General features: G+C 50.5%; 11 protein-coding genes. 8 read left to right on the forward strand and 3 right to left on the reverse strand.

Annotated elements, in window-relative coordinates; genetic code table 11:
• Positions 1–76 precede the first annotated feature (76 nt).
• Complete coding sequence (locus tag ACYVGR_RS00435; RefSeq protein ID WP_460952998.1) at positions 77–1,615, forward strand: TolB family protein; 1,539 nt, start codon at positions 77–79, stop codon at positions 1,613–1,615.
• A gap of 186 nt (positions 1,616–1,801) precedes the next feature.
• Here ACYVGR_RS00435 and ACYVGR_RS00440 read toward each other — a convergent pair whose 3' ends face one another.
• Positions 1,802–2,695, reverse strand: a complete 894-nt coding sequence (locus ACYVGR_RS00440) for a helix-turn-helix domain-containing protein (protein ID WP_460953000.1) — start codon at positions 2,693–2,695, stop codon at positions 1,802–1,804.
• A gap of 71 nt (positions 2,696–2,766) precedes the next feature.
• On the reverse strand, positions 2,767–3,534 hold the full coding sequence (locus tag ACYVGR_RS00445; RefSeq protein WP_460953002.1) for an SDR family NAD(P)-dependent oxidoreductase: 768 nt from the start codon (positions 3,532–3,534) through the stop codon (positions 2,767–2,769).
• Between the two features lie 247 nt (positions 3,535–3,781).
• On the opposite strand from ACYVGR_RS00445, the gene ACYVGR_RS00450 reads away from it, so the two are divergent.
• The 3 genes from ACYVGR_RS00450 to ACYVGR_RS00460 all read left to right on the forward strand — a co-directional run bounded on the left by ACYVGR_RS00450 (position 3,782) and on the right by ACYVGR_RS00460 (position 8,577).
• A complete protein-coding gene (locus tag ACYVGR_RS00450; protein ID WP_460953004.1) occupies positions 3,782–5,635 on the forward strand; it encodes a serine hydrolase in 1,854 nt (617 codons plus the stop codon).
• Between the two features lie 2 nt (positions 5,636–5,637).
• Entirely contained in the window at positions 5,638–6,609 is a 972-nt protein-coding gene (locus ACYVGR_RS00455; RefSeq protein ID WP_460953005.1) for an alpha/beta fold hydrolase, read from the forward strand.
• A gap of 273 nt (positions 6,610–6,882) precedes the next feature.
• Entirely contained in the window at positions 6,883–8,577 is a 1,695-nt protein-coding gene (locus tag ACYVGR_RS00460) for an N-acyl-D-amino-acid deacylase family protein (RefSeq protein WP_460953007.1), read from the forward strand.
• Positions 8,578–8,661: 84 nt separating this feature from the next.
• Here the strand turns inward: ACYVGR_RS00460 and ACYVGR_RS00465 are convergent, their stop codons facing one another.
• Positions 8,662–10,008: a Gfo/Idh/MocA family protein gene (locus ACYVGR_RS00465; RefSeq protein ID WP_460953008.1), complete on the reverse strand. Its 1,347-nt coding sequence runs from the start codon at positions 10,006–10,008 to the stop codon at positions 8,662–8,664.
• Between the two features lie 258 nt (positions 10,009–10,266).
• Here ACYVGR_RS00465 and ACYVGR_RS00470 point away from each other — a divergent pair, with 258 nt between their 5' ends.
• From ACYVGR_RS00470 to ACYVGR_RS00485, 4 genes are all read left to right on the forward strand, one after another.
• Positions 10,267–13,179 carry a zinc metalloprotease gene (locus ACYVGR_RS00470; protein WP_460953010.1) on the forward strand — a complete coding sequence of 971 codons (2,913 nt, stop codon included), beginning with the start codon at positions 10,267–10,269 and terminating at the stop codon, positions 13,177–13,179.
• 84 nt (positions 13,180–13,263) lie between these two features.
• Complete coding sequence (locus tag ACYVGR_RS00475) at positions 13,264–16,161, forward strand: hypothetical protein (protein ID WP_460953012.1); 2,898 nt, start codon at positions 13,264–13,266, stop codon at positions 16,159–16,161.
• 3 nt (positions 16,162–16,164) lie between these two features.
• On the forward strand, positions 16,165–19,599 hold the full coding sequence (locus ACYVGR_RS00480; protein WP_460953014.1) for a DUF6603 domain-containing protein: 3,435 nt from the start codon (positions 16,165–16,167) through the stop codon (positions 19,597–19,599).
• A 380-nt stretch (positions 19,600–19,979) separates the two neighbouring features.
• Positions 19,980–22,889: a hypothetical protein gene (locus tag ACYVGR_RS00485; RefSeq protein ID WP_460953016.1), complete on the forward strand. Its 2,910-nt coding sequence runs from the start codon at positions 19,980–19,982 to the stop codon at positions 22,887–22,889.
• The last annotated feature ends 3 nt before the right edge of the window (positions 22,890–22,892 follow it).

Below are 22,892 nucleotides of genomic sequence, written 5' to 3' on the forward strand. Positions count from 1 at the left end.
TTAATTACTTAGTAATCATTAGAATACTCCCAGGCAGACTTTTTTAGGCAGACCGAACATAACGGCTAACCAACCTATGAAAAGCCTAAACCAAACGCTTCTGATTTATTTAGCCAAGCTCCTATTGTTGGCAAGCTCATCCGCTCTGGCACAGAAGCAGAACCTGGGAGTTTTTGAAGGGAATACTGACATCGGTACTGTATTGAAACCCGGCTCCGCGCAGTATAACCCCAAAACACACCAGTACGAACTTTCGGGTTCTGGCTATAATATCTGGTTCGACCACGATGAGTTTCATTACCTGTGGAAACGAATAAAAGGCGACTTCATTCTGTACACGCGGGCCAATCTGGTAGGTAAAGGTGTTGATCCGCACCGTAAAGTTGGCTGGATGGTTCGGAGTAGTCTCGACGGCAAATCGGCCCATATCAATGCAGCCGAGCATGGTGATGGTCTTACGTCGTTACAATTCCGGCGGACTACCGGTGCCAATACCGAAGAGGTGCGCTCAAAACTAACCCATGCCGATGTCATTCAACTGGAACGTAAAGGCAATACTTATACCATGCGAGTGGCTAAGTTTGGCGAACCCTTTGTAACCGAGCAGGTAACCGACCTGAATCTGGGCGATGAAGTATACGTCGGCTTATTTATTGGATCGCATAATAAAGACGTGCTCGAACGAGGCACCTTTCGCGATGTGCGCATTAGTGTACCCGCTCATGACGGACTCGTGCCGTACCGCGAGTATCTGGCCAGCAACCTGGAAATACTGGACGTAGCGTCGGGAAATCGGCAGGTGATTTTCAATGCCCCTAAGTCGATTCAGGCTCCCAACTGGATGCCCGACGGAAAAACGCTACTCTATAATGGCGATGGCCTGATGTATACGTTCAACCTCGCGACCGGACAACCATCTGTGCTAAACACCGGCGACGTGAAAAATAATAACAACGACCACGTGCTATCTTTTGACGGCAAAATGCTGGGACTCAGCAGTGGTGTAAAAGAATTAGGTGGATCAATTATCTACACGGTTCCATCAACAGGCGGGTCGCCTAAGCAGATTACGCCCAAAGGTCCTTCCTACCTACATGGCTGGTCGCCGGATAAGAAAACGCTGGTATTCACCGGTTCGCGCAATAACGAGTTTGACATTTACACCGTCCCTTCCAACGGTGGTCCAGAAACTCGTCTGACCGACGTGAAAGGGCTTGATGACGGCCCTGAATATACGCCCGATGGCAAATACATCTATTTTAACTCCAGCCGTACCGGAACTATGCAACTCTACCGCATGAAAGCCGATGGCAGTGAGCAGGTAGCCATCACGAACGGTGAGTTTCACGACTGGTTCCCGCATATTTCGCCCGATGGCAAATGGATCGTTTTTCTATCGTTTTTGAAAGACGAAGTGAAGGCCGACGACCATCCATTTTACAAACATGTTTACCTGCGTTTGCTGCCCATTTCGGGAGTTGGCCAACCGAAAGTGATTGCCTATATCTATGGCGGGCAGGGCACGATTAACACCCCATCGTGGTCGCCAGACAGCAAACGGGTCGCCTTCATCAGCAATACAGCCGAGAGTAGCATTAGTCCGGTTGAAAAATAGGCCCTTTGTTTCTTATCCCTAGATAAGCAAAAAGCGCTGGCTCTCGTCAGCGCTTTTATGCCTTATTGAGTTAACGTAATTAATCGACGGTTTGCTGAGCGTCTCCCCCTGAAGGAAGATCTGCTCGTCAGTGACCTAAGCTGTATTCGATTAGAAAAAGCCCGTAGGACCATCCTTAAATGGGTGTTAATTCAGATTTCTAAATTCCCTGGGCGATAGGCCGGTTTTGTTTTTAAATACCTTTGTAAAGTGCGATGGGTGCTCAAAACCAAGATCATAGGCAATTTCGCTGATTGAGTTTTCGGTACTCCACAACAAGGTTTTCGCTTTCTCCACAAGCTTTAAGTGAATGTGCTCGTAAGTTGATTTGCCCGTGTATTTGCCCAATAAATCGGACAGGTAGTTGGCGGACAGATTCAGGCGCGACGCAAAATAACCTACGTCCGGCACGCCGGATTCGATCAGCGAATGCTGAGCAAAATAATCCGTTAATAGTCGGTCAAATTTTTCAACAATGTCGTTGCTTACGCTAGTCCTTGTTAAAAACTGGCGATCGTAGAACCGGGAGCAATACCCTAAAATCATCTCCAGATTCATCAGAATAAGATTGGCAGAATGCTTATCTAAATTGTTCGACAATTCTCGTTCGATATTTTGACGGCAGTCGTCTAATACCTTTTTCTCGGCTTCTGACGTATGCAAAGCCTCATTCATGTCGTACCCAAAGAAGGAGTATTCCATTAACGCATGTCCTTTGGGACTTGCATTCAAAAAATCGGGATGGATGTAAATTCCCCAACCCGTAACCCTGTTTTCGGCAGCAGGCGATAAAATCTGATTAGGGGCCGTGAACATCAGTGTTCCTTCCGAAAAGTCGTAGGTTGTCCGACCATACATAAACTTCCCTTGTATTTCCTTGCAGGCAATGGAATACAGATCGATCCGGTAAGCAACACCCGGTTTCCGATGCGAACGATCTACCTTAGCCAGATCGACAACGGACAGTAAGGGGTGGATTGGTTTGTCGTAATGAAAAAAATCGTGCAGCTCCGCAATCGATTTGATATCTACAAATTCCATAACGTGGTCGTTTAATCCAGTTTCGGGAAAGTTAACAAAACAGGGCAAATTCAGTATTTGCCCTGTACCTATCAGAAAAAACTGCCTCCGCCAACTTCAATTCGTTGTGCATTGACAAAGCGGCTATCGTCGGAGAGCAGTGAGGCTACAAATAGGCCAACGTCTTCGGCTTCACCAAGGCGACCCAGTGCGGTCATGCCAGCAATTTGCTTGCGCTGATTTTCATCGCCCTTTCCTCCACCAAACTCTGTGTCGATCGCACCGGGTGCAACAGTATTGACTCGGATTTTCCGATCGGCATACTCTCGGGCGAAATACCGTGTCAAGCCTTCCAGTGCCGCCTTGAGAGAACCGTAAACAGCAACGCCCGGAAAAACGGCTCGAGCCAGCGCCGATGAGATATTGATGATATGTCCCCCATCAACGATCAACGGAATTAACGTCTGGGTCAGGAAAAAGACTCCCTTAAAATTCACAGTAACGAGTTGATCAAAAATAGCTTCGGTTGTATCCTGAATTCGGCTTCGTTGGGCTATTCCGGCATTATTAACAAGATAATCGAAGTTCTCCCGATTCCATTCGTTTTTCAACACTTGAAGGAGTTGTTCGCTGAACTCAGCGAATGATCCGACCTTGGCCGAATCCAATTGTAACGCAACGGCTTTGCCCCCATTCTGCTTGATTTCATGGGCTACGGCTTCTCCCTCCTCCAGATGTGTATTGTAGGTGAGAATAACGCCAATACCACGTTTGGCTGCATTCAACGCGATACTTCGCCCGATTCCCCGACTACCGCCAGTCACCAGAGCAACTTTTGTTGATTGATTTTCTATGTTCATAACTATCCTTTTTATGACACAAAATTCCCTCACTCCCTCGCCAATAAATTAAACATTTGAAGGCACGACTTATACATTTCACGGTATTTCATCCGAAAAGTGGTATTCCTATCGCCCAGTGAGTAAAAGTAATCCGCTCGTTCAGCATAAGTTGTCCAAAATGAGGTAGTTTATGGCCCAAACGAAATAGCTCCTCTGGGTTCAGTTCTTTATTTTTGACTATTCTGTACATCCTCTTCTTATAACCATGAAAAACATACCATACCTACTGTTTGTCAGCCTTGCCTTGCTTGTATTCCCCGCTTCGGCCCAGAAACGAAAAGCCGCTCCAACAGATCGCTTTGCCGGATTAGATACCACGTTTGCCCGCGTTCTGACCGACTGGAAAGCCGTCGGGTTTGCAGTCGCCGTGATCGAGAAAGACAAGGTGGTGTATGCCAAAGGCTTTGGGTACCGCGATCTGGAGAAAAAGCTACCCGTAACGTCCAACACACTGTTTGCCATTGGTTCCTGCACTAAGGCTTTCACGTCGTCCCTGATCGGGTTGCTCCAGAAGGACGGCAAACTTGAGTACGACGAACCTGTAACCAAGTACCTTCCCACTCTAAAGTTTTTTAGTAATGATCTGACCAACAGCATAACCGTTCGCGACATCATGTGCCATCGTACGGGACTACCTCGTCATGATGCTTCGTGGTACTTCAGCTCCACTCCTTCTGGCGACAGTCTGCTGAGCCGAATCCAGTACATGGAGCCATCCGCTCCTCTGCGCCAGCGTTGGCAGTACAACAACTTCATGTTTTTAACGCAGGGGGTATTAACCGCAAAATTGACAGGCAAATCCTGGGAGAGCAATGTGCAAAACCGTATTCTGGAGCCACTGGGTATGACCAGTACCGACCTTAGCGTAATTGACATGGCCAAGCAGGAAGACGCATCTCGTGGTTATGAGGTCAAAAAAGACAGTCTGATCCGAAAAATGTCGTATTACAATATCAGCGGCATGGGCCCAGCCGGAAGCATCAATAGTAGCGTAATGGATATGGCCAAATGGGTCAGCATGTGGATCAACGGGGGCAAGTTTAAAGGCAAAGAGATTTTACCTGCGTCTTACGTAAAAGAAGCGATCACCTCGCAAATGGTCATTTCTGGAGCCCTACCGGAGAAAGAACACCCCGATCTGTATATGTCCAATTACGGATTTGGCTGGTTTCTGGCTTCGTATAAAGGCCATTACCGGGTCGAACATGGTGGCAACATCGACGGATTCAGTGCCAGCACCAGCTTTTTCCCGAGCGATAGTGTGGGCATCATTGTTCTGGTGAATCAGAACGGTTCAGCGGTACCGGGCATTGTACGCAACATATTGGCCGACCGAATGCTGCATATGCCTGCTTATGACTGGAATAAAGATCGATTGGCCGCTGTCAAAAAAGCCAGAGTAGCCGCCAAAGACGCTGAGAAAAAAGCCGTCGATACGCGCAAAAAAGGAACTAAGCCATCACATAAACTAACCGATTACGCCGGTACGTATATGCATGAAGGGTACGGCAAATACGTTGTCCGGCTAGTCAATGATTCATTGTTTCTGCAGACAACAACCCAAAAATTCTGGCTCGATCATTACCACTACGACACGTTTCGGATTTTCGAGACTGAGGGTGGAATCGATACAACTGATAGCTCTCCTATACGCTTTCAGTTCACCACCAATATAGCTGGCGATATTGACGCCATTGCCATTACAGGTCTGGAATCATCGATCAATAAGCCATTGCAATTCAACCGGTACACACCGCCCAAACAGATTAGCGCCAGTGAACTGAAAAAATACGTGGGCGAGTATGAGTTAAGTGGCGTAACCATAACAACCGCGCTTCGGGGCGACCAAACCCTCTTTGTCATAATGCCGGGCCAGCCTGAATATGAATTGACATACACCGGCAATCACACATTCGCGATCAAAAAATTAAGCGGCTATACGGTCCAGTTCGACACGAACGACAAAGGAGAAATCATTGCCATGACCTCCATACAACCCAATGGCAATTTTAAAGCAACCCGAAAAGCCGCTAAGACCATCACTGAGACGAAAAACTAACCATGAAAACCAATCTCTTTTTCGTCATTATCGCATTGGCAGCTGCCTTTTCCGGTTGCTCATCATCCGACACCAAAACGACGTCGGCTACCCACCAAGCCCGCTTCGTTTCCGTCGCCGACAGCGTCAGGCTTGAAATACTCGACTGGGGTGGCGAAGGTCAGCCGCTGGTGTTCCTAACGGGCTTTGGCAACACGGCCCATGTCTTTGATGAGTTTGCGCCCAAATTCACCGATCAGTACCACGTTTATGCCATTACGCGTCGGGGTTTCGGGCAATCGTCCAAACCTAAAACAGGCTACGATATGGGTACGCTGGCGCATGATGTTCTGATTGCACTTGATTCGTTACACATTCCGAAAGCCCTGCTGGTGGGCCATTCCATTGCCGGCGATGAGATGAGCAAATTCGCTTCATCGTATCCAGACCGGGTGGATAAATTGGTTTACCTCGATGCGGCCTACGATCGCTCCAATATCCTGCAACTATTCGCCAAACTTCCTCCTCAACCAACTCCAACCGCAAAAGACTCTGCATCAGTGGCTAACTTCAGCCGAGGGATAGAAGAAATTACGGGCGTATCGATGCCGGCCGAAGAAATCCGGGAAACGGCTATTTTCTCAAAAGAAGGTAAATACTTACGAGACGTAACGCCTGAATTCGTTTTCCCGGCTACCTTATCGAAGTTAGAGCGCCCTGATTACCGTCATATTTACTGTCCGGCGCTGGCGATTTATGCTCGACACAGTACTGTCCGTGGTGACTTTCCGTGCTATGATCGGTTTGATTCTACCGACCGTAAGAAGGCCATAGCCGCCTTTCCTATGATGACGAAATTTACTACCGATCAGGAAAATCTTTTCCGAAAAGAGGTAGCAAAGGGTACAGTTACGGGGATCAAAGACGCGAACCATTACCTGTTTATCTCGCATCCTGCCGAAACGGAAAAGCTGGTCCGGGATTTTCTGAAATAGCTTTCCTGTTTAGCCCAAAATGGTGAGTTTTTGTCATTCCGACACCAGGAGGAATCTCAAGCTTGACCAATACACAACGTTGAGATTCCTCCTGGTGTCGGAATGACAAAAAACCAGTTAATCAAAGTCATTATTAGAAAGTTAAAAACAGGCTCGTTATTTTAGGGCTATCACAAAAAACTGTACCACGGTTTACTACTACACTTAAACAAACCGTGGCGCAGCTTTTGGCGAAAGTCCTGTATTCCATAAGCAACCTGTTCCTCTTTCTGTATGAAAACCCGATTTCTCATTTGGCTTGGCCTTGCTTTCTCGCTAAACTGTCTAGGCCAAAGCCGCCCGGCCTCATCAACCGCCTACGACGTACTCATTCGCAATGGTCTTATCTACGACGGGTCGGGCCAGAAACCTTACCAAGGCGATGTAGCTATTCGCGCTGATCGTGTTGTAGCCGTTGGCAAGCTAACCAACGCGAAAGCCACCACCGTCATCGACGCAGACGGCATGGCGGTAGCACCAGGCTTCATCAATGTTCTCTCGCACGCGGGTAGCCATTTGCTTAAAGATGGGCATTCCATGAGCGATCTAAAACAAGGCATAACCACCGAAGTGTTCGGCGAGCTTTCCTGGGGGCCCGTCAACCCCGATAAATTACCCTTCTTACAGAGCAGTTGGTTAAAAGCACAAGGCCAAACCTACGACTGGACAACTCTGGAAGGGTTCATGCAAAAGCTTGAACGAAAAGGGGTCACCCCAAATTTTGCTTCCTATGTGGGCGCGGGCGAAGTACGGATGATGGTACTCGGCGAAAACGACGTAAAACCGACCCCGACGCAACTCGCACAGATGCAAACGCTGGTTCGGCAAGCTATGGAAGGGGGAGCCTTGGGCGTAACCACGATGCTTATTTATCCACCCAATACGTTTGCGAATACCGATGAGCTAATTGCCCTCTGCCGTGAAGCGGCCCGCTACAAAGGCCGGTACATCGTGCACATGCGAAGTGAGGCCGATCGACTCGAAGAGGGCATTCAGGAACTGATCCGAATCGGTAAAGAAGCTAAAGTGCCCGTTGAACTCTATCATTTCAAAGCCAGCGGAGTACGCAACTGGCCCAAAGTCGACAAAGCCATTGCCTTGATTAATAACGCCCGACAACAAGGGCAGGACGTTACCGCCAATATGTACACCTACACGGCCGGCGGAACCGGCTTAACCAGTTGCCTGCCGCCTTATGTCTTCAACGGCGGTTTTCTGGCAGGTTGGAAACGCCTACAAGACCCCGACGAACGGCGAAAAATTGCGCAGGAGGTGCATCAGCAAACCCAGCCCTGGGAGAACATGTTTCAGTTAGCCGGTTCAATGGATAATATTGTGCTGGCCGGTTTTGAACAGGATTCGCTCAAAAAATACGAGGGAAAAACACTGGGACAAGTAGCGGCCATACGGGCTAAAGACCCACTGGAAACGGCAATGGACTTGATTGTGCAGGACAAAAGCCGGGTTGGGACGCTTTACTTTCTAATGTCGGAAGAGAATGTTAAAAAAGAAATTCGTCAACCCTGGGTGAGCTTTGGGTCTGATGCGGGTTCGGCTACGATTGCCGATACGCTGGCGGGAAAGGGGCATCCGCGCGAGTTTGGCAACTTCGCCCGGCTGCTGGGTAAATATGTTCGGGAAGAAAAAGTCATCTCGCTCGAAGAGGCCGTCCGACGACTAACCAGTTTACCGGCCACCAATCACAAACTCACCAATCGGGGCTTCCTAAAACCCGGTTATTTTGCCGATGTGGTAATTTTCGACCCTACTACCATTGCCGACAAGGCCACTTACGAAAAACCCTTTCAGTACGCCGTCGGGGTCGAGCACGTTTGGGTCAACGGCAAACAGGTCTTGCGGAACGGCGAGCATATGGGGGTGTTACCAGGCCGTGCTTTGTGGGGGCCGGGTAAAAAAAAAATCCGTTGACCAATATACCTGGCAATTCTCCCGCTCATTAGGCACCCCACCCCAACCGACGCGTCGGTTGGGGTGGGGTAGAATATGGAACTCCTAAACAACCGGCAACTTCCACCCATTATGGTAATGAGCCGCTATCAGCGCGTTGGCTTGTGCATCATTCTTAAAGCCTTTGGCGGCAGCATCCCAATACACTTTCCGGCCTGTTTTATAGGCAATGTTGCCCATGTGGGCGTTAATGGCAGCAATGCTGCCAGTTTCAATGCCGCACTTAAGCAGGCTGGCATCGTTCGCTTTGATGGCGCTGACAAAGTTTTTCGTGTGCTCGTTCAGGTAATCGCCATTGCGGGCCTGATTGGGGAGGGCATCTACTTTATAGCTCTTAACTCCGTTCTTTGTTTGGGTTTCGGGCAGTAACGACCAACCATCCCGATTCAGGACCAACGTTGCGTTGTTGCCAATGAACGCAATGCCTTCGGTTCGGCCATAGTTACCGCCGTCGATGCCCGTTGCATGTTCCCACAGCATGTTGAAGCCGTCATATTCATAGACCGCCTGTAGCGTATCTGGCGTTTCGGAAGCATCGTCGGGATAAGCGAGTTTGCCGCCCGACGCCATCACCGATTTGGGGGCTTTCGCATTCATGGCATAGAGCGCAATGTCTATTTCATGCACACCCCAGTCTGTCATTAGGCCGCCCGCATAATCCCAGAACCAGCGGAAATTGAAATGGAATCGGTTCGGATTGAAGGGTCGTTTGGGGGCTGGCCCCAGCCACATGTCGTAGTCGACACCAGCGGGGGGTGCGCTATCGGGGAGAACCGGTACGGGATTCATCCAACCCTGATACGCCCATACTTTCACCAGACGAATATTGCCCAGCTTCCCCGACCGGATGTATTCAATGGCTTTTTCGTAGTGCGAACCGCTACGCTGCCACTGGCCAACCTGGACAATTTTGTTGTATTTCTTCGCTGCCGATAGCATCAGATTACATTCTTCAATGCTGTTGGCTAATGGCTTCTCCACATACACGTGTTTGCCCGCCGATACCGAGTCGATCATGGCCATGCAATGCCAATGGTCGGGCGTGCCAATGATGACGGCATCGATATCCTTATTTTCCAGCAGCTTCCGATAGTCTTTGAAGAGTAGCGGTTTATTTTTTTGCATCACCTGCACATCGGCCGCGCGTTTGTCCAGCACACTCTGATCAACATCGGCCAGAGCGACACACTCTACATCACTCATCAACAAATGCGAGCGTAGGTCCGACCAACCCATGCCGTTACAGCCAATCAACCCAACCTGAAGCTTATCGTTCGGGGAAATCGTTTTGCGCTGACTGGCAATGGCCTCCAGACTAGGCAAGCTAATCAATCCCGCTCCAGTAGCGGTCATGGCTGAGTTTCGTAAAAAATTCCTGCGTGAAGTTTTCATACTGTATCGGGGTTTAGAACGGGCTTGACGATGCCTATCTACCAAAGCAAGACAGGTCATTTACCTAATATTTTCTGAATACTTTTCGACAGGATTTACAAGATTGACAGGATTGATTTTGCTATCAAAAAATCCTATCAATCTTGTAAATCCTGTCGAAAATCCTTTCTATACTCAGTTTACCTACCATTCGATAAGTCATCTTAAAACCCTTATAGCGAAAGAATTACATTCGATAAGGATCAAAACAGATGTGGTATGAGCGCTCCTCAACCTTCTTTCCATCCGCCTTACGACATCCACCTGCTTTGGGGGCAGGCCATCGACTTACTCGTTTTGCTGGAACTGGACCAGACTGATGTTGACGATTATCTCGATGGGCTCGACGCTAGTCGGAGGGTGAGTTACCAGTTCATTCCCAGCTTTTTACCCACTGCCGATCTAAAAATTACGTTCAAAAATGATGGTACAGTCGATCGGCCTTCCTGCCTGATCGAACTTGCGAATACACCCCCAGGTGATTGGTTCAATCTGATCAATAATTTCCTGGTTTCCGTGGTGGTCACCGATAGCACCAACCCTGCTAAGGTGTCCGTCACGCAAACGGCCATCCGGATTCACATTCATAAATCAATACAGGACGTCTGGATAACACCCAGTCCGTTAACGGTTTATCAGGACATGGATAGTGCCCGATTCTGTGTCTATGCGCTGTTCGATGATGGTGTGGTCGCTGAAATTGGAAATTTGTTCGAAGGGGATAACGGCGACGAAATCGATTATTCGATCACCAACCCGATCCAGCTCAAATGGAGTTCATCAACCGCAGGACTAATCGATTCCGATGGGGAGATTACACCCGTGCAGGACACACAGGACCATGACGTTACGCTTAAGGTGACTTATGGTACGCAAACCTTCACCAGAACGGGAACGGTCCGCATGTCAGACGTTTTAAACGCTAATCAGACGGCCATCCGTGTTCGGGAGGTGGCTAATAGCGAATCGCCGGGTTTTGCCAAACTCAATCAGGTTCCCAATATTCTGTTCTTACCCGAAGGATTCACGGATGTAGGTGACTTCAACCGGCTTGTCGACAATTACGTGGCAGACCTGATTGGCAATAAGATAACAGCTCCGTTTAACTGGCTCAAGGGTTCTATCAATTTCTGGTCGGCGTTTGTGCCTTCGCGCGAGAACGGTATTACACACCGGGGTATGCTGGAGGTTATCGAAAATCCGCGCGAAACAGGAGATAATGGCCCTACCATGCGGGGCGTTAAACCGACAAAAGCCGTTAAACCCGACGATGAAGACGCCAGTACCTGGGAGTTCGAAAATCTGCTTTATTACGTAGGATTCCCGGTAAAGGGGGATGAGACCCTAAGTGATTTCCAGCTCAAGTTTCGCTGGGAGCAGACTACCCTGCTTAGCTCCATCCAACTGAGTGTACTCTTCCCGGACCCGGACGGGGATACGGACCAGCCCAACAACTACGATCTGATAACCCTCTGGAAAAGCAGCGTTGACCGGCGGCTACCCGACGCTAAGGACTCGGCCTTTGGAGTCACTGTAAATGACTATATCGCCTTCGATAATGATGGTGATTATCGCGATGTCAACTTCGATCAACGTCGGGTTCAGCGCCGTTTTTTAGATGGCTTTCTGGGTGGCCTCAAAGACCGAAAAAACAACCCTGTCGGGCCAGTTTTTGTCAGGGGCACAGCAACAACATCGCGCGGAAAAGACTACGACAATATTATTTTTCTGGTAGCCGACACACAGGGAGGCCGTGAGCAGAATGCCAATGGGTATCTATTTATCTTGCTGGATGATGATGGTTCGCCAACACTACCGGGGACGTTGGCCGATAACAGAGTTTCAGCGGCTCCCGTCAGTATTCCCGCCAAATTGCCCTTAGAACAGAAGGCTGTGCTGACGCATGAGTTAGGCCACTCATTCGGGTTAGGCGATGAGTATGGAGAGTCAACTCCCGACGACGATTACGACAACAGATATGTTGGTAGTTCGAAAGTAGCATCGTGGCCGTTTGCCAGATACCAGAAGCCCGCTTACTTTACAGATGGCGATAGTAATGTTCAGCCCAAGGTAGATTTTGAACGACCTAGCTCCCATGGGCCCGAGCCTACCGAAATAGATGCCTACCGAATTAAATGGCGGTATCATCGCACCCGGAAAGCGTCATTGGTTTCGTCTCCATCGTTTGCGAATAATACTCTAACCGTCACAGCCAACGATCCCAGTGTACGATTTTCACCGGGCGAAACGGTTTTCCTCCGCAAACGACGCATTAACCGACAGGTATTGCGCCTGAAAAACACTGACTCTACAAAGCGTGCCGATATTATTAGTCCAACGACTTTCCCGAAAGGCTATCTATTAAAACGGCATACGGTACTGCAAGTTAATGCGGCCAGCAATAAACTGACTATAAAACCCCAATCGGGATCGGGTAGCCAGCAGGAGCTTGAACTGGTAGCTGGGCAAGCCGATTTTTTCAAGAAAGGTGAGCGTGTCCGCATTTATCGCGAGCGAGCCTCTGATCCGATTCAAACCATTATCCGAACGCCTTCGCCGACTGATCCAGACCATGACACCATAGCAATTTTGCTATCGCCCGCCCTCAAGGTCGAATCGGTTACCAACGCGCAAGTAGTCCTGTCCATTCCTACGGGAACTCTGCAAACCGAACTCCAGATACTACAAGCCGACGAAGAAATGCTCCTATATGCGCCTATAACTGCCGATGGAGCAACCGCTCAGTATCCGTATGCTGAGTTGATTAGCCGACCGATTCTAGATTATCTGAACACGAACCCTTACGCGCTGAATGCGAACAAGGCACACAAGGAAATTATTGATACCAGCGACATTCAAAACTCGTCACTTCCGAGTTCACTAGTGCCCTGCTGCTCACGCCGAAAGAAAGAAATCGTGGCTGTATATTCAGGTGGAGCGCGGACTCACGGGGACATTTATCACCCAACCGCACAATGTATGATGAACACCAGCTCGACGGGTAAGAAGGAGAAAAGGCACTACATCGAGCTGTGTGCGGTGTGTCGATACACTCTGGTGAACATGATTAGTCCAGCCAGTTTCAGAAAATTCGATGAAGATTACATGAACCGGAAAATCTATCCGACCTGACGGTGCCCCAAACCGTATACTCAAAAGCTGCACGAGCCTACCAGTTAATCAACTAACTTCCAGTGCTTTACCCAACTCAACTGTATGAACGCTCCATCCGTCCAGTTTCGTCCGGCAGTCGATGTTCATTTGCTTCGGGGGCAGTCGTTCCAGATTTTGAGTGATCCACCCACCGATCCTAGTGGCCCTTTCTTCACGCAGCTTCTTGACGTCGATGAAAGTGCCCTCAATCAGCATCCGAACAGCAAGTATGATTTCTACTTCAGCTTCGTTAAAAACAAAGCCGCTGACTTAGGTATCCATATTTCCAACCCGAGCACGAACCCACGGAAACCCAATTGCCTGATCACGCTGGACGCCACCGAACCCGCCGACAAGAAGAACCGCATCCGCAACTTCTATCTTTTTGTTCGGAGTGAGGACTCCGACGATAGTTCTAAACGGGAAACCGCCCTTCGGATTCACATCCATAATTCCATTTCGGAGGTCTGGATTGCCCCGAATCCACTGACCATTTACCAGGGCTTATATTATCGGGCTACCCTTTACGCCCGATTTGATGACAATTCGGTAGCCATGGCTGGTAATAGTATTCACACAGGCAATCGCGGCTCCATTTCTACCTATAACATTTCCCCGCTTATTGACGTAACCTGGACATCCGACCTGATTCGTCCGGGCGAAAGTACCATCCGGCCTGCAGGCTTTAGCGGCACCCATGCGATATCGGCCGAAATCACGTACAATGGGATTACTCATACCGCAACGGCTCAGGTCATTATCTCGGATTTACTCACGTCGGCCACCCCTTTGCGCGCCGAACTGGTTTCCACGGGCCTTAGCCCCGGCTTCAGTAAGTTGAATGAGGCCACCAACGTTCTTTTCCTTGCCGATGGTTTCACCGCCGATCAGGACTATGCCTTTAAGGTGCTTATTCTGGATTACGTAGCTGATCTGGTCAGCAAAAAAATAACCTCTCCTTTCAACTTACTCAAAGGAGCCATTAACTATTGGATGGTCTTTGTTCCCTCGCGTGAAAGCGGGGCAACGTCTTTCGGAGAATTGATTGTTAACGAAGCACTTACTCCGGTTGGCACGACCTATCTGGAAGGCTACCCGGTTCCGTCTATTGTCGATCCAGAAAGTAGCTCTGTGTCAGACTGGGGAATCCGAAACCTGCTCTACTACGTCGGGTTGCCCATCCTGCAAACAGGCAATGCTACCTACGAGGAAATCGGCAACTTGTGGAAAGCCACAACCTTGCTGAGTTCTGCCCAGGTGGATCAACTGACCAGCAGCCGGACCGAGCTGATCGATCTGTGGCAGACACTTTCGCAAAGACGCTTGCCCGAGCCTCGCGATACAGCGCTGGGAGTAACGATCAATGACTATACAGCCGCCTTTACGGATCATGACTACAACCTGATTAATCTGGACTCAACCCGAACACAGCGGGATTATCTGGACGATTTTTTTGCTGGATTGCGGGACCCCGACGGCAACCTGATCGGCACAACCTTTATTCACTCACCCAGCTCAACCCCCGACCCTACCTTGCCACGAGGAAAAGACTGGGATAACATCATTATTATAACAACCTCGAAACGAGGACGCGCCCAAAATCTGGATGGGTACATGTTCGCCAACATCGGTGATGAATCGACCGAACGACTGACTGGTGATTTCGGCACGATACGCGTAGCGATGGAACCGCCCGACATACCGATCAAATTACCGTTAGATGCCAAAGGAACCATTACGCATGAGTTGTGCCACTCATTCGGACTGGGCGACGAATACGGCGAATCCCCGCCATTTAACAGTTATCTGAACAAACCCGTCAATGCCTCACTGGTTGCCGACTGGCCATTCGTCCAATACACCGGCTCAGGCGCCGATTTGGATATTTTTAGTAACGTACAGACCAAAGACGATTTGCTGGTTCCGGTTTCGGGGGGAGATGGAAAACCTCGCATACAACCCTACCATATCAAATGGCGGTATCATCGCATTCAGACATGTGCTACTGTTACCGCCCTTTCGGTTAATGCGAATACATTGTTATTAACAGTCAAAACTGGCCAGGCAACTCCATTTGCAACAGGCAACACTGTGTTTTTGCGCAAACGGAAGAAAAACGAAAAACTCTATACGCTGTCAGACTTTGGCTCAACGATACGATTATCGGTAATTCTGGATCCCGATCCGGTTCCGCCTGCCTTTATCGATATATGTGAGATTGAGTCTATTGAGTTGGCAACGGATACACTCCGGGTAAAAACGCGCGTGGGTTTCCCCCCGGTTGACGCCTTTCAGGACATCCGGCTGGAGAGCGGGAAAGCAGCCCTGGTGCATGTCGGTCAAAAAATTACGATTCAGGAAGCGCCCGCTATCGGATCGATTTATACGGTTATTCGAAATCCGCCTAACAAGGTTCAATATGCCCTATCTCCTTTAGTAACGATTGCGAACGTCGATCCGGTCAACCATCAGCTTACACTCACCATCGCTGCCGATTTTCCGGATTTCCTGAAAACGCTGACGCCGAACGACGATGTGCTGGTTTACCGCCCCATCGATATGCCCGAAGGCAGTCGCTCCGCCGATTATCCGCATGCTGAACTGATTGCCCAACCGGTGCTCAACTACCTGCTGGCGAATCCATATCCATTCAATGCCGACAATACGCCCGACCATAATGAACTGATTGACAAGACGTCCAATTCACGGATTCCAGGTCAGTTAGTCCCGTGCTGTTCCAGCCGGAAGCCGGAAATTATTGGATTATATTCCGGTGGGGTTGGCTATCATGGTGGCATTTATCACCCCGCAGCAAAATGCATGATGCGGACCGAAATGGATGGGGATAAATTCATTGAACTCTGTGCGGTATGCCGCTACACGCTGATCAACCAGATTGATCCGACCAAGTTTGCCGAGTTTGATAAGGATTACATGGCCCGGAACATTTATCCCGACTAAGCAATGGGAACGTTAGAAGAACTCAGTAAACACCTCGCATTGGCCATTCGCCCACTGCAGGACGCCGTGACCGACCCCGACCGGTTCCGAATTTTCCTGTACCGACTAGGCTGGAGCGTTACAAACATCCCTCCCTCCTATACCAACCTGGGTACGGCTGTTGAAGCAGCCACTACGACGCTGGAGGACCTGCTGACCAATCCGGACCCAACAAAAGCACTGGCTGTTCTGGGCAAAGTCAAGGCAGTTTACGCGGCCATCAACGCCATTTCCGAAGCGCCACCGGGCATAGGTGATGTTTCGACCTTCCTGTCCGAAATACGCGAGCGGCTGTTCGAGGTGTTAGTCGTTGATTACCTCACCGATGCCTGGCCATTTCTGCTGAATTTCTTCAAAATGACGGGTGTCATTGAGCAGATTGCCATTCCGGCAACCGCCGATGATAGCCGTCCGTCGTTTATTCGGTTCAAATTCAACTGGGATCGAATTCCGCAAATCCTGACCCAGCCCGACCGGCTTCCTGAGTTCATTTACGGCTGGGGAACACCCAACTTCAATTTCGAACTAGTTGCCGAACACCTTTTAGAGCTGCTGTACGCCCTGCGGATTCCGGTTTCACTGGCAAGGGTCGATGCCGAAACGGGTTATCGGTATCTGGATTTTACGACCAACAATCCCCGCAACCCAATCGTACGGCAATTGATCCGGATTCCGTTCGCCTACCTCAACATCGACGGTCAGGATCAGGATTTAGGACTGGCCATTCTGGATTTACCGTCGGTCAATGGTAAACTCCCAGGACTGATTATCCAGCCCGCGCTACCAGCCGAAATTACGGGTCCAACACTCCGGGTTCGGGAAGATGTGAATCTGGTGATCAAAGTCGGTTCCAACATTGCCTCGCTGTTCGGTATCCTGATTCGGCCCGATGATATTTCGGTCAAGTACCCGTTCCAGGATGGGCAGCTTCCATCGGCCGGTTTCGGAGCTGGCATCGAGTATGCTCCGGCGCAAACCCAAACCTTACTTGGCGATGCCAACGCGACCCGACTGGAACTGAAAGGTGGTAGTCTGGCATTCAGTTTTCTGTTCAACGGCAACGACCCTGAACTGAAAATAGGTGGTAGCCTGAACGATTTTGCGCTGGTGCTCAAAGCCAGTGATGCCGACGGTTTCATCAGAAAACTCATCGGTTCGGGCGAAACCCGAATGCCCTTTACGCTTGGCTTCGAGTGGTCTAACAAGCACGGCATCAAGTTCACGGGGGGCGGTGGTTTCGAAGTTGCTGTTTATCCGCACCTTGTCCTCGGACCCATTTCGATTGACGAACTCCTGATTCGGCTTCACGGCGAAACCCCTGTAAAACCAACCGACAAACCGGCCGCCAGGCTCGAAGTAGGGGCTAGTCTGAAAGCCAGCCTGGGGCCACTGACCGTCGTGGTGCAGAACATCGGTATGGCCTTTACGATGACCTTTGCCGGAGGAAACGCGGGACCATTCGACGTTGGGCTGGGCTTTAAGTCGCCATCAGGCGTAGGACTTTCGGTCGATGGAGGAGGCTTTACGGGAGGTGGATTCCTGAACTACGACGACGTCAAAAAAGAATACAGTGGAGGGTTGGAACTGACATTCTCCGGTACCATTTCGGTCAAAGCCATTGGCATTCTGACCACCCAAATGCCCGATGGGAGCGATGGTTTCTCGTTACTCATCCTGATCACGGCCGAGTTCACCCCTATACAATTGGGCTTTGGGTTCACGCTCAACGGCGTGGGCGGCTTGCTGGGTCTGAACCGAACCTACCTGCTCGACGAACTACGGAAGGGTGTTTACGACAGTTCGCTCGACACGATTCTGTTCCCTCAAAACGTCGTTGCTAATGCCACCCGCATCATCAGCGATCTCAAGCGGATTTTCCCGCCCCAGAATGGTCATTTTCTGATTGCACCCATGGCCAAAATCGGTTGGGGAACGCCCACGTTGATCAGTATTGAGTTGGGTCTGCTGCTCGAAATTCCCCGTCCGGGTTTTGCCGTGATCGGAGTGCTGCGGGTCAACTTACCTGACGAACGAACGGCCCTTGTGAAGATTCGGGTCAACTTCGTTGGGTATGTCGATTTCGATAAAGGGCAAATTTCCTTCGATGCGTCGCTGATCGAGTCGCGTATCCTGACTTTCCCGCTAACGGGCGACATGGCGCTGCGGCTTTACTATAAAGAAAACGCCAACTTTCTGGTTTCGATGGGCGGTTTTCACCCGTCGTACACGCCCCCGCCTATGGGTTTGCCCGCGCTGAAGCGGTTGAGTCTGGTCATTTTTTCGGGCGATCCAAGCTTGAAAGCTGAAGCCTATCTGGCCGTTACGTCGAACACGGTGCAGTTCGGCGGAAAACTCGAATTGTATGCCGGAGCCAGTGTCTTTAACGTCTACGGTTTTCTGTCGCTCGACGTGCTGGTTCAGTTCTCGCCCTTCTATTTCATTGCCGACATAACGGCCATGCTGGCTGTTCGGTCGGGTTCATCGACTCTGTTCAGCGTCAAGCTGCATCTGACGCTCGAAGGGCCAACGCCCTGGCATGCGCTCGGAGAGGCCTCGTTCGAGATTGGCTTTATTTTCACGGTCACGATTACGGTCCACATCGACAAGACCTTCGGCGAAAAACGAAATGACCTGTTGCCACCCGTCAACGTACTGGATCAACTGATGACCGCGTTGAACGAAGCCAGTAACTGGAAAGTTGATTTACCCACTGGTAATCAGCACGTTTCTTTACGTGAGTTCCAACAAGACCCGCAACACCCCATCCTGCACCCATTCGGGACATTAAGTGTACGTCAGAAAGTGGTGCCGCTTCGACTGGAAATTGCCCGCTTTGGCTATCAGCAACCCGATGGCCCCCGCCGGTTCGATTTTACCAGTGTCAGCGTGGGTAATACGACCACTACACCGACTGATGCTGACTACGAAAAAGAGGAGTTTGCGCCCGCGCAGTTCATTCAATTATCGGACGCCGAAAAGCTCTCCCGGCCCTCGTTTGAACCGTTCGATGCTGGCCTTCGCCTGGGTGGATCATCACAACCCAACAGTGATTACGCCGTCGGTCTCGATGTGGCCTACGAGCTGATTTATGTCCCTGAGAAACAGACCCCCAAACGGTTAAAAATGGATCATGGTCTGTTCGATCTGTATCTGGGCACCAACGCCATAGCCCGGTCGCCACTAGCCGAAGCCAAGAAAGTACCGTCGGTGCTAGGCGCAGAGAAAGTCAGCATCCGCCCCGAGACATTTGCCGTCGCCACCACCGATACGTTGCAACTGCATGAGCAGTTAGTCTTTGATACCGAAACCGAAGCAAAGGTAGCCCTGAGTACTCTGATTCGTCAGAACAGCACCTTAGCCGACACCTTGCAGGTGCTCCCTGCTTATCTGTTGAATTGAGTAGAGTTTGTACATCAATGTTGATCATAGTTTGAAATTACGGTCAACACTACCAAGCCTCCAATCAATACAGAGTATTCGTTAAGTACCGATTAGATTGATTTTCAGGATTAAAACGAGCATTTTTTGCCCCGTCAGGGGCTTAACAGCGTAGCGTCGGTAGTTAAAAAAGGGGACTCCTTTTCCTGCGTGCCGTCAGGTACGCAACCGGTCGCGTACCTGACGGCACGCTGATTGAACTGGAAATAACTTGATCTACCGACGCTCGCTGTTTAATCCCTACGGGATGCGTTGCTCGATCAATTTGTGGAAACCTATAAACCGGAGCACTACGACGTAATTCGAAACTACGCCGAACAACAACCACTAACCTCCTTGCCATGACCTTAGCTCGATATACATTTTTGCCCTGGTTGCGCCGGGGAATTGCCAATCAGCTTACGCAGGCCCCTACGCAGGCACGGGCGCAGTTGGCGGTCAGTTTGGTTGTCAATGGCGACACGGCTCATCCGATCAGCAAACAGGTGAGCCTCGTTGGGCCGGGTGATGTCGTGGGGATCAACCCGCAGATGATTGTTCGGACGGAGCCGCGTAATTCAATCACCGATTTCGAACCCAACTACCTGGCCTTCATTGAGTTTTACGATGAAGGTTTCCCCTGGCAATACTCGCCCGATCTGGTACAGACCAACCACCGGCTTACCCCCTGGCTCACGCTGATGGTGTTGAAAGAGTCGGAGTTCGATAACGTAAATCTAGGTAATAGTCCGCTGGCAGCCATTAACCTGAAAGTCGCTCGACAGGAGGTCCTGCCCCCTCCTACCGATGTCTGGGCCTGGGCACATGTCCACCTCAACCAGCCCATCGACCATCCGGGCAACCAACCCAACCTGACGCAACTGGACACCTTATTGACGAACTCTCCTGACCGGGGAACGTCGCGAATTCTGTGCCCACGGCATCTGGAACCGAACACCGCCTACCACGCCTTTCTGATTCCAACTTTCGAGATCGGGCGAAAGGCGGGGCTGGGCGAACCTGTTGCCGATACCGATCCGGCCCTGACCTTTTCCTGGTCCAGCGACGAAACCGCCGAGAAGCCTTACCCAATATATTACCGCTGGTTTTTCCGCACGGGCGCCGGAGGTGATTTCGAATCGCTGGTGCGGCTGCTCCAACCCCGCGACATGGACAAGCGCGTAGGCATTCGGGATATGGATGTGCAGGCTCCCGGCTTTGGCATGGGTTCCGTGTCGGTAACGCCCGATAATACAGTGGGATTGGAAGGTGCCCTGCTTGCTCCTACCACCGAACGCAAACCCAAAACACCGCTCGATTCGGTCAGTGATTTCCCCGAAAAAGTACAGCCCATTGTTAACCTGCCCGAAGAGATTCTGGCGGCTAATCCCAATGCCGATCCGGTTGTCAGTCCGCCATTGTACGGCAAATGGCATTCGCTGATTAGTCGGTTGAGCCTTGATCCGGACGCTCAAAACTGGGTTCATGAATTGAATCAGGACCCGCGCTATCGGGCTCCGGCAGGCATGGGAACGCTGGTCGTGCAAAAAAATCAGGAAGACTACATGCGGAAAGCCTGGCAACAAATCGGGGATGTGCTATCGGCCAATCAGAAGATCCGATTTACGCAACTGGCCATGCTCACCAGCGCGCGGCTTCATCAAAAACACATCGCTCCCTTAGATGATAACCTGCGGCTGGCGGTCACCAGTCCAGTTCACAAAAAAATATTGGGCGGCACCTCAACCGTTCAGTATTTGGTTCAGCAAAGTCTATTGCCATCCTCTGCCCTGAGTGGTGCCTTCCGAAAACTGGTACGCCCGAACGGACTGGTTGCCAAACGATTGTCGGTCAGTACACCTATCGACAGTGTCAAAGGGATTATTCAGGCGTTGAATGTGGGGAAGCTCACCGCAGCCCCACCCAAAGCGGTTCCCACCCAAGACCAAACCTTACTGGAACCGATTGCCAAACTGCTCGATTTTAATCCGAAAGTCATAACAAGAATACCAGCAAAGCCCGTTTTTGTGCTGGCTCAAGCCGGAAAAGTAGTGCGGGGAACAACTACCACTGTTCAACGGGACAATGCAACGGTGGCCAATTTCCGAAAAGCCCTGATTTCGTTTCACACGGTATTGACCCAGACCGTGGCTCTTCCACCTACCCGGCAACCTGCACCTGTGCCAACCATGAGCCAGAAACTGGTTGATGCGCTAAACCCACGGATCAGCTTTCCGCTTCGGGTGTTGCCGGGAATTAGTAAAGGAGACAAAAAGCCTGAAAAAGTGTCCAGGGTGATGGCGTATCCCGACATTAAAGACGCCATGTACGAACCGCTGGTCGCAATCAACAAAGAGTTTTTCGTCCCGAATCTGAACCTGATTGCGCCGAATACGATCTCGCTGATGATTACGAACCAGCCATTTATCGAGTCGTACATGGTCGGTATCAACCATGAATTTATGCGCGAACTGCTCTGGCGCGAATACCCGACCGATCAGCGGGGAACGCCTTTCCGGCAGTTCTGGAAACCCGTTGGGGATACGCAAACGGCTGCGTTACCTCCCAAAGATCAGGCGGAGAAACTGAAAGACATTCCGCCCATTCACGAATGGCTGCTCGACGCACCGAACCAGATTCATTTGGGCGAACACAACAATCGGCAGACCGAAAGCGAAGATGGTCTGCTCGTTCTAGTGATACGGGGTGATTTGCTGAAACGCTATCCAAACACGGTCATCTACGCCCAGCAAGCCAAATGGGGTACCGATCCTGACAACCTGAATCGACTGGTACTGTCCGACAGTACGGGCGAAGCGGTGGCGGATGGCGTTCACATCAAAAATCCGATTTATAAAGCGCAGATTGATCCCGATCTGCATTTCATCGGTTTCGATCTGTCGATTACGGAAGCGAAAGGCCAGGTAACCGAAGAAACAGCGGCTGAAAAGCAACGGTTGGGCAACAGCCAGTTAGGCTGGTTTTTCGTCATCCAGGAAGTTCCCGGCGAACCCCGCTTCGGTCTTGACGAAACCCAGGCAGTTGTGCCGAGTCCGCAAAAATGGGACAACCTGTCGTGGGAAACGCTTGGGAATCAACCCGTCATTGATCTGGCACAACCCTTTGCCCAACCGCTGACGGGCCAGAACCCCGACAACGTCAACTGGAACACCAACGCAGCCGATCTGGCTTATATCCTCTTCCAGAAACCAGTGATGGTAGCCGTGCATGCCCGCGAAATGCTTAAAAATCTCGTCAGTTCTCAATCCTGAAGG

Source organism: Spirosoma litoris (assembly GCF_054776755.1).

Coding starts and splice junctions, on each gene's coding strand:
- ACYVGR_RS00440 (WP_460953000.1), bottom strand. CDS start 2,695: ATGGAATTTGTAGATATCAAATCGATTGCGGAGCTGCACGATTTTTTT.
- ACYVGR_RS00455 (WP_460953005.1), top strand. CDS start 5,638: ATGAAAACCAATCTCTTTTTCGTCATTATCGCATTGGCAGCTGCCTTT.
- ACYVGR_RS00460 (WP_460953007.1), top strand. CDS start 6,883: ATGAAAACCCGATTTCTCATTTGGCTTGGCCTTGCTTTCTCGCTAAAC.
- ACYVGR_RS00450 (WP_460953004.1), top strand. CDS start 3,782: ATGAAAAACATACCATACCTACTGTTTGTCAGCCTTGCCTTGCTTGTA.
- ACYVGR_RS00485 (WP_460953016.1), top strand. CDS start 19,980: ATGACCTTAGCTCGATATACATTTTTGCCCTGGTTGCGCCGGGGAATT.
- ACYVGR_RS00480 (WP_460953014.1), top strand. CDS start 16,165: ATGGGAACGTTAGAAGAACTCAGTAAACACCTCGCATTGGCCATTCGC.
- ACYVGR_RS00435 (WP_460952998.1), top strand. CDS start 77: ATGAAAAGCCTAAACCAAACGCTTCTGATTTATTTAGCCAAGCTCCTA.
- ACYVGR_RS00470 (WP_460953010.1), top strand. CDS start 10,267: ATGAGCGCTCCTCAACCTTCTTTCCATCCGCCTTACGACATCCACCTG.
- ACYVGR_RS00445 (WP_460953002.1), bottom strand. CDS start 3,534: ATGAACATAGAAAATCAATCAACAAAAGTTGCTCTGGTGACTGGCGGT.
- ACYVGR_RS00465 (WP_460953008.1), bottom strand. CDS start 10,008: ATGAAAACTTCACGCAGGAATTTTTTACGAAACTCAGCCATGACCGCT.
- ACYVGR_RS00475 (WP_460953012.1), top strand. CDS start 13,264: ATGAACGCTCCATCCGTCCAGTTTCGTCCGGCAGTCGATGTTCATTTG.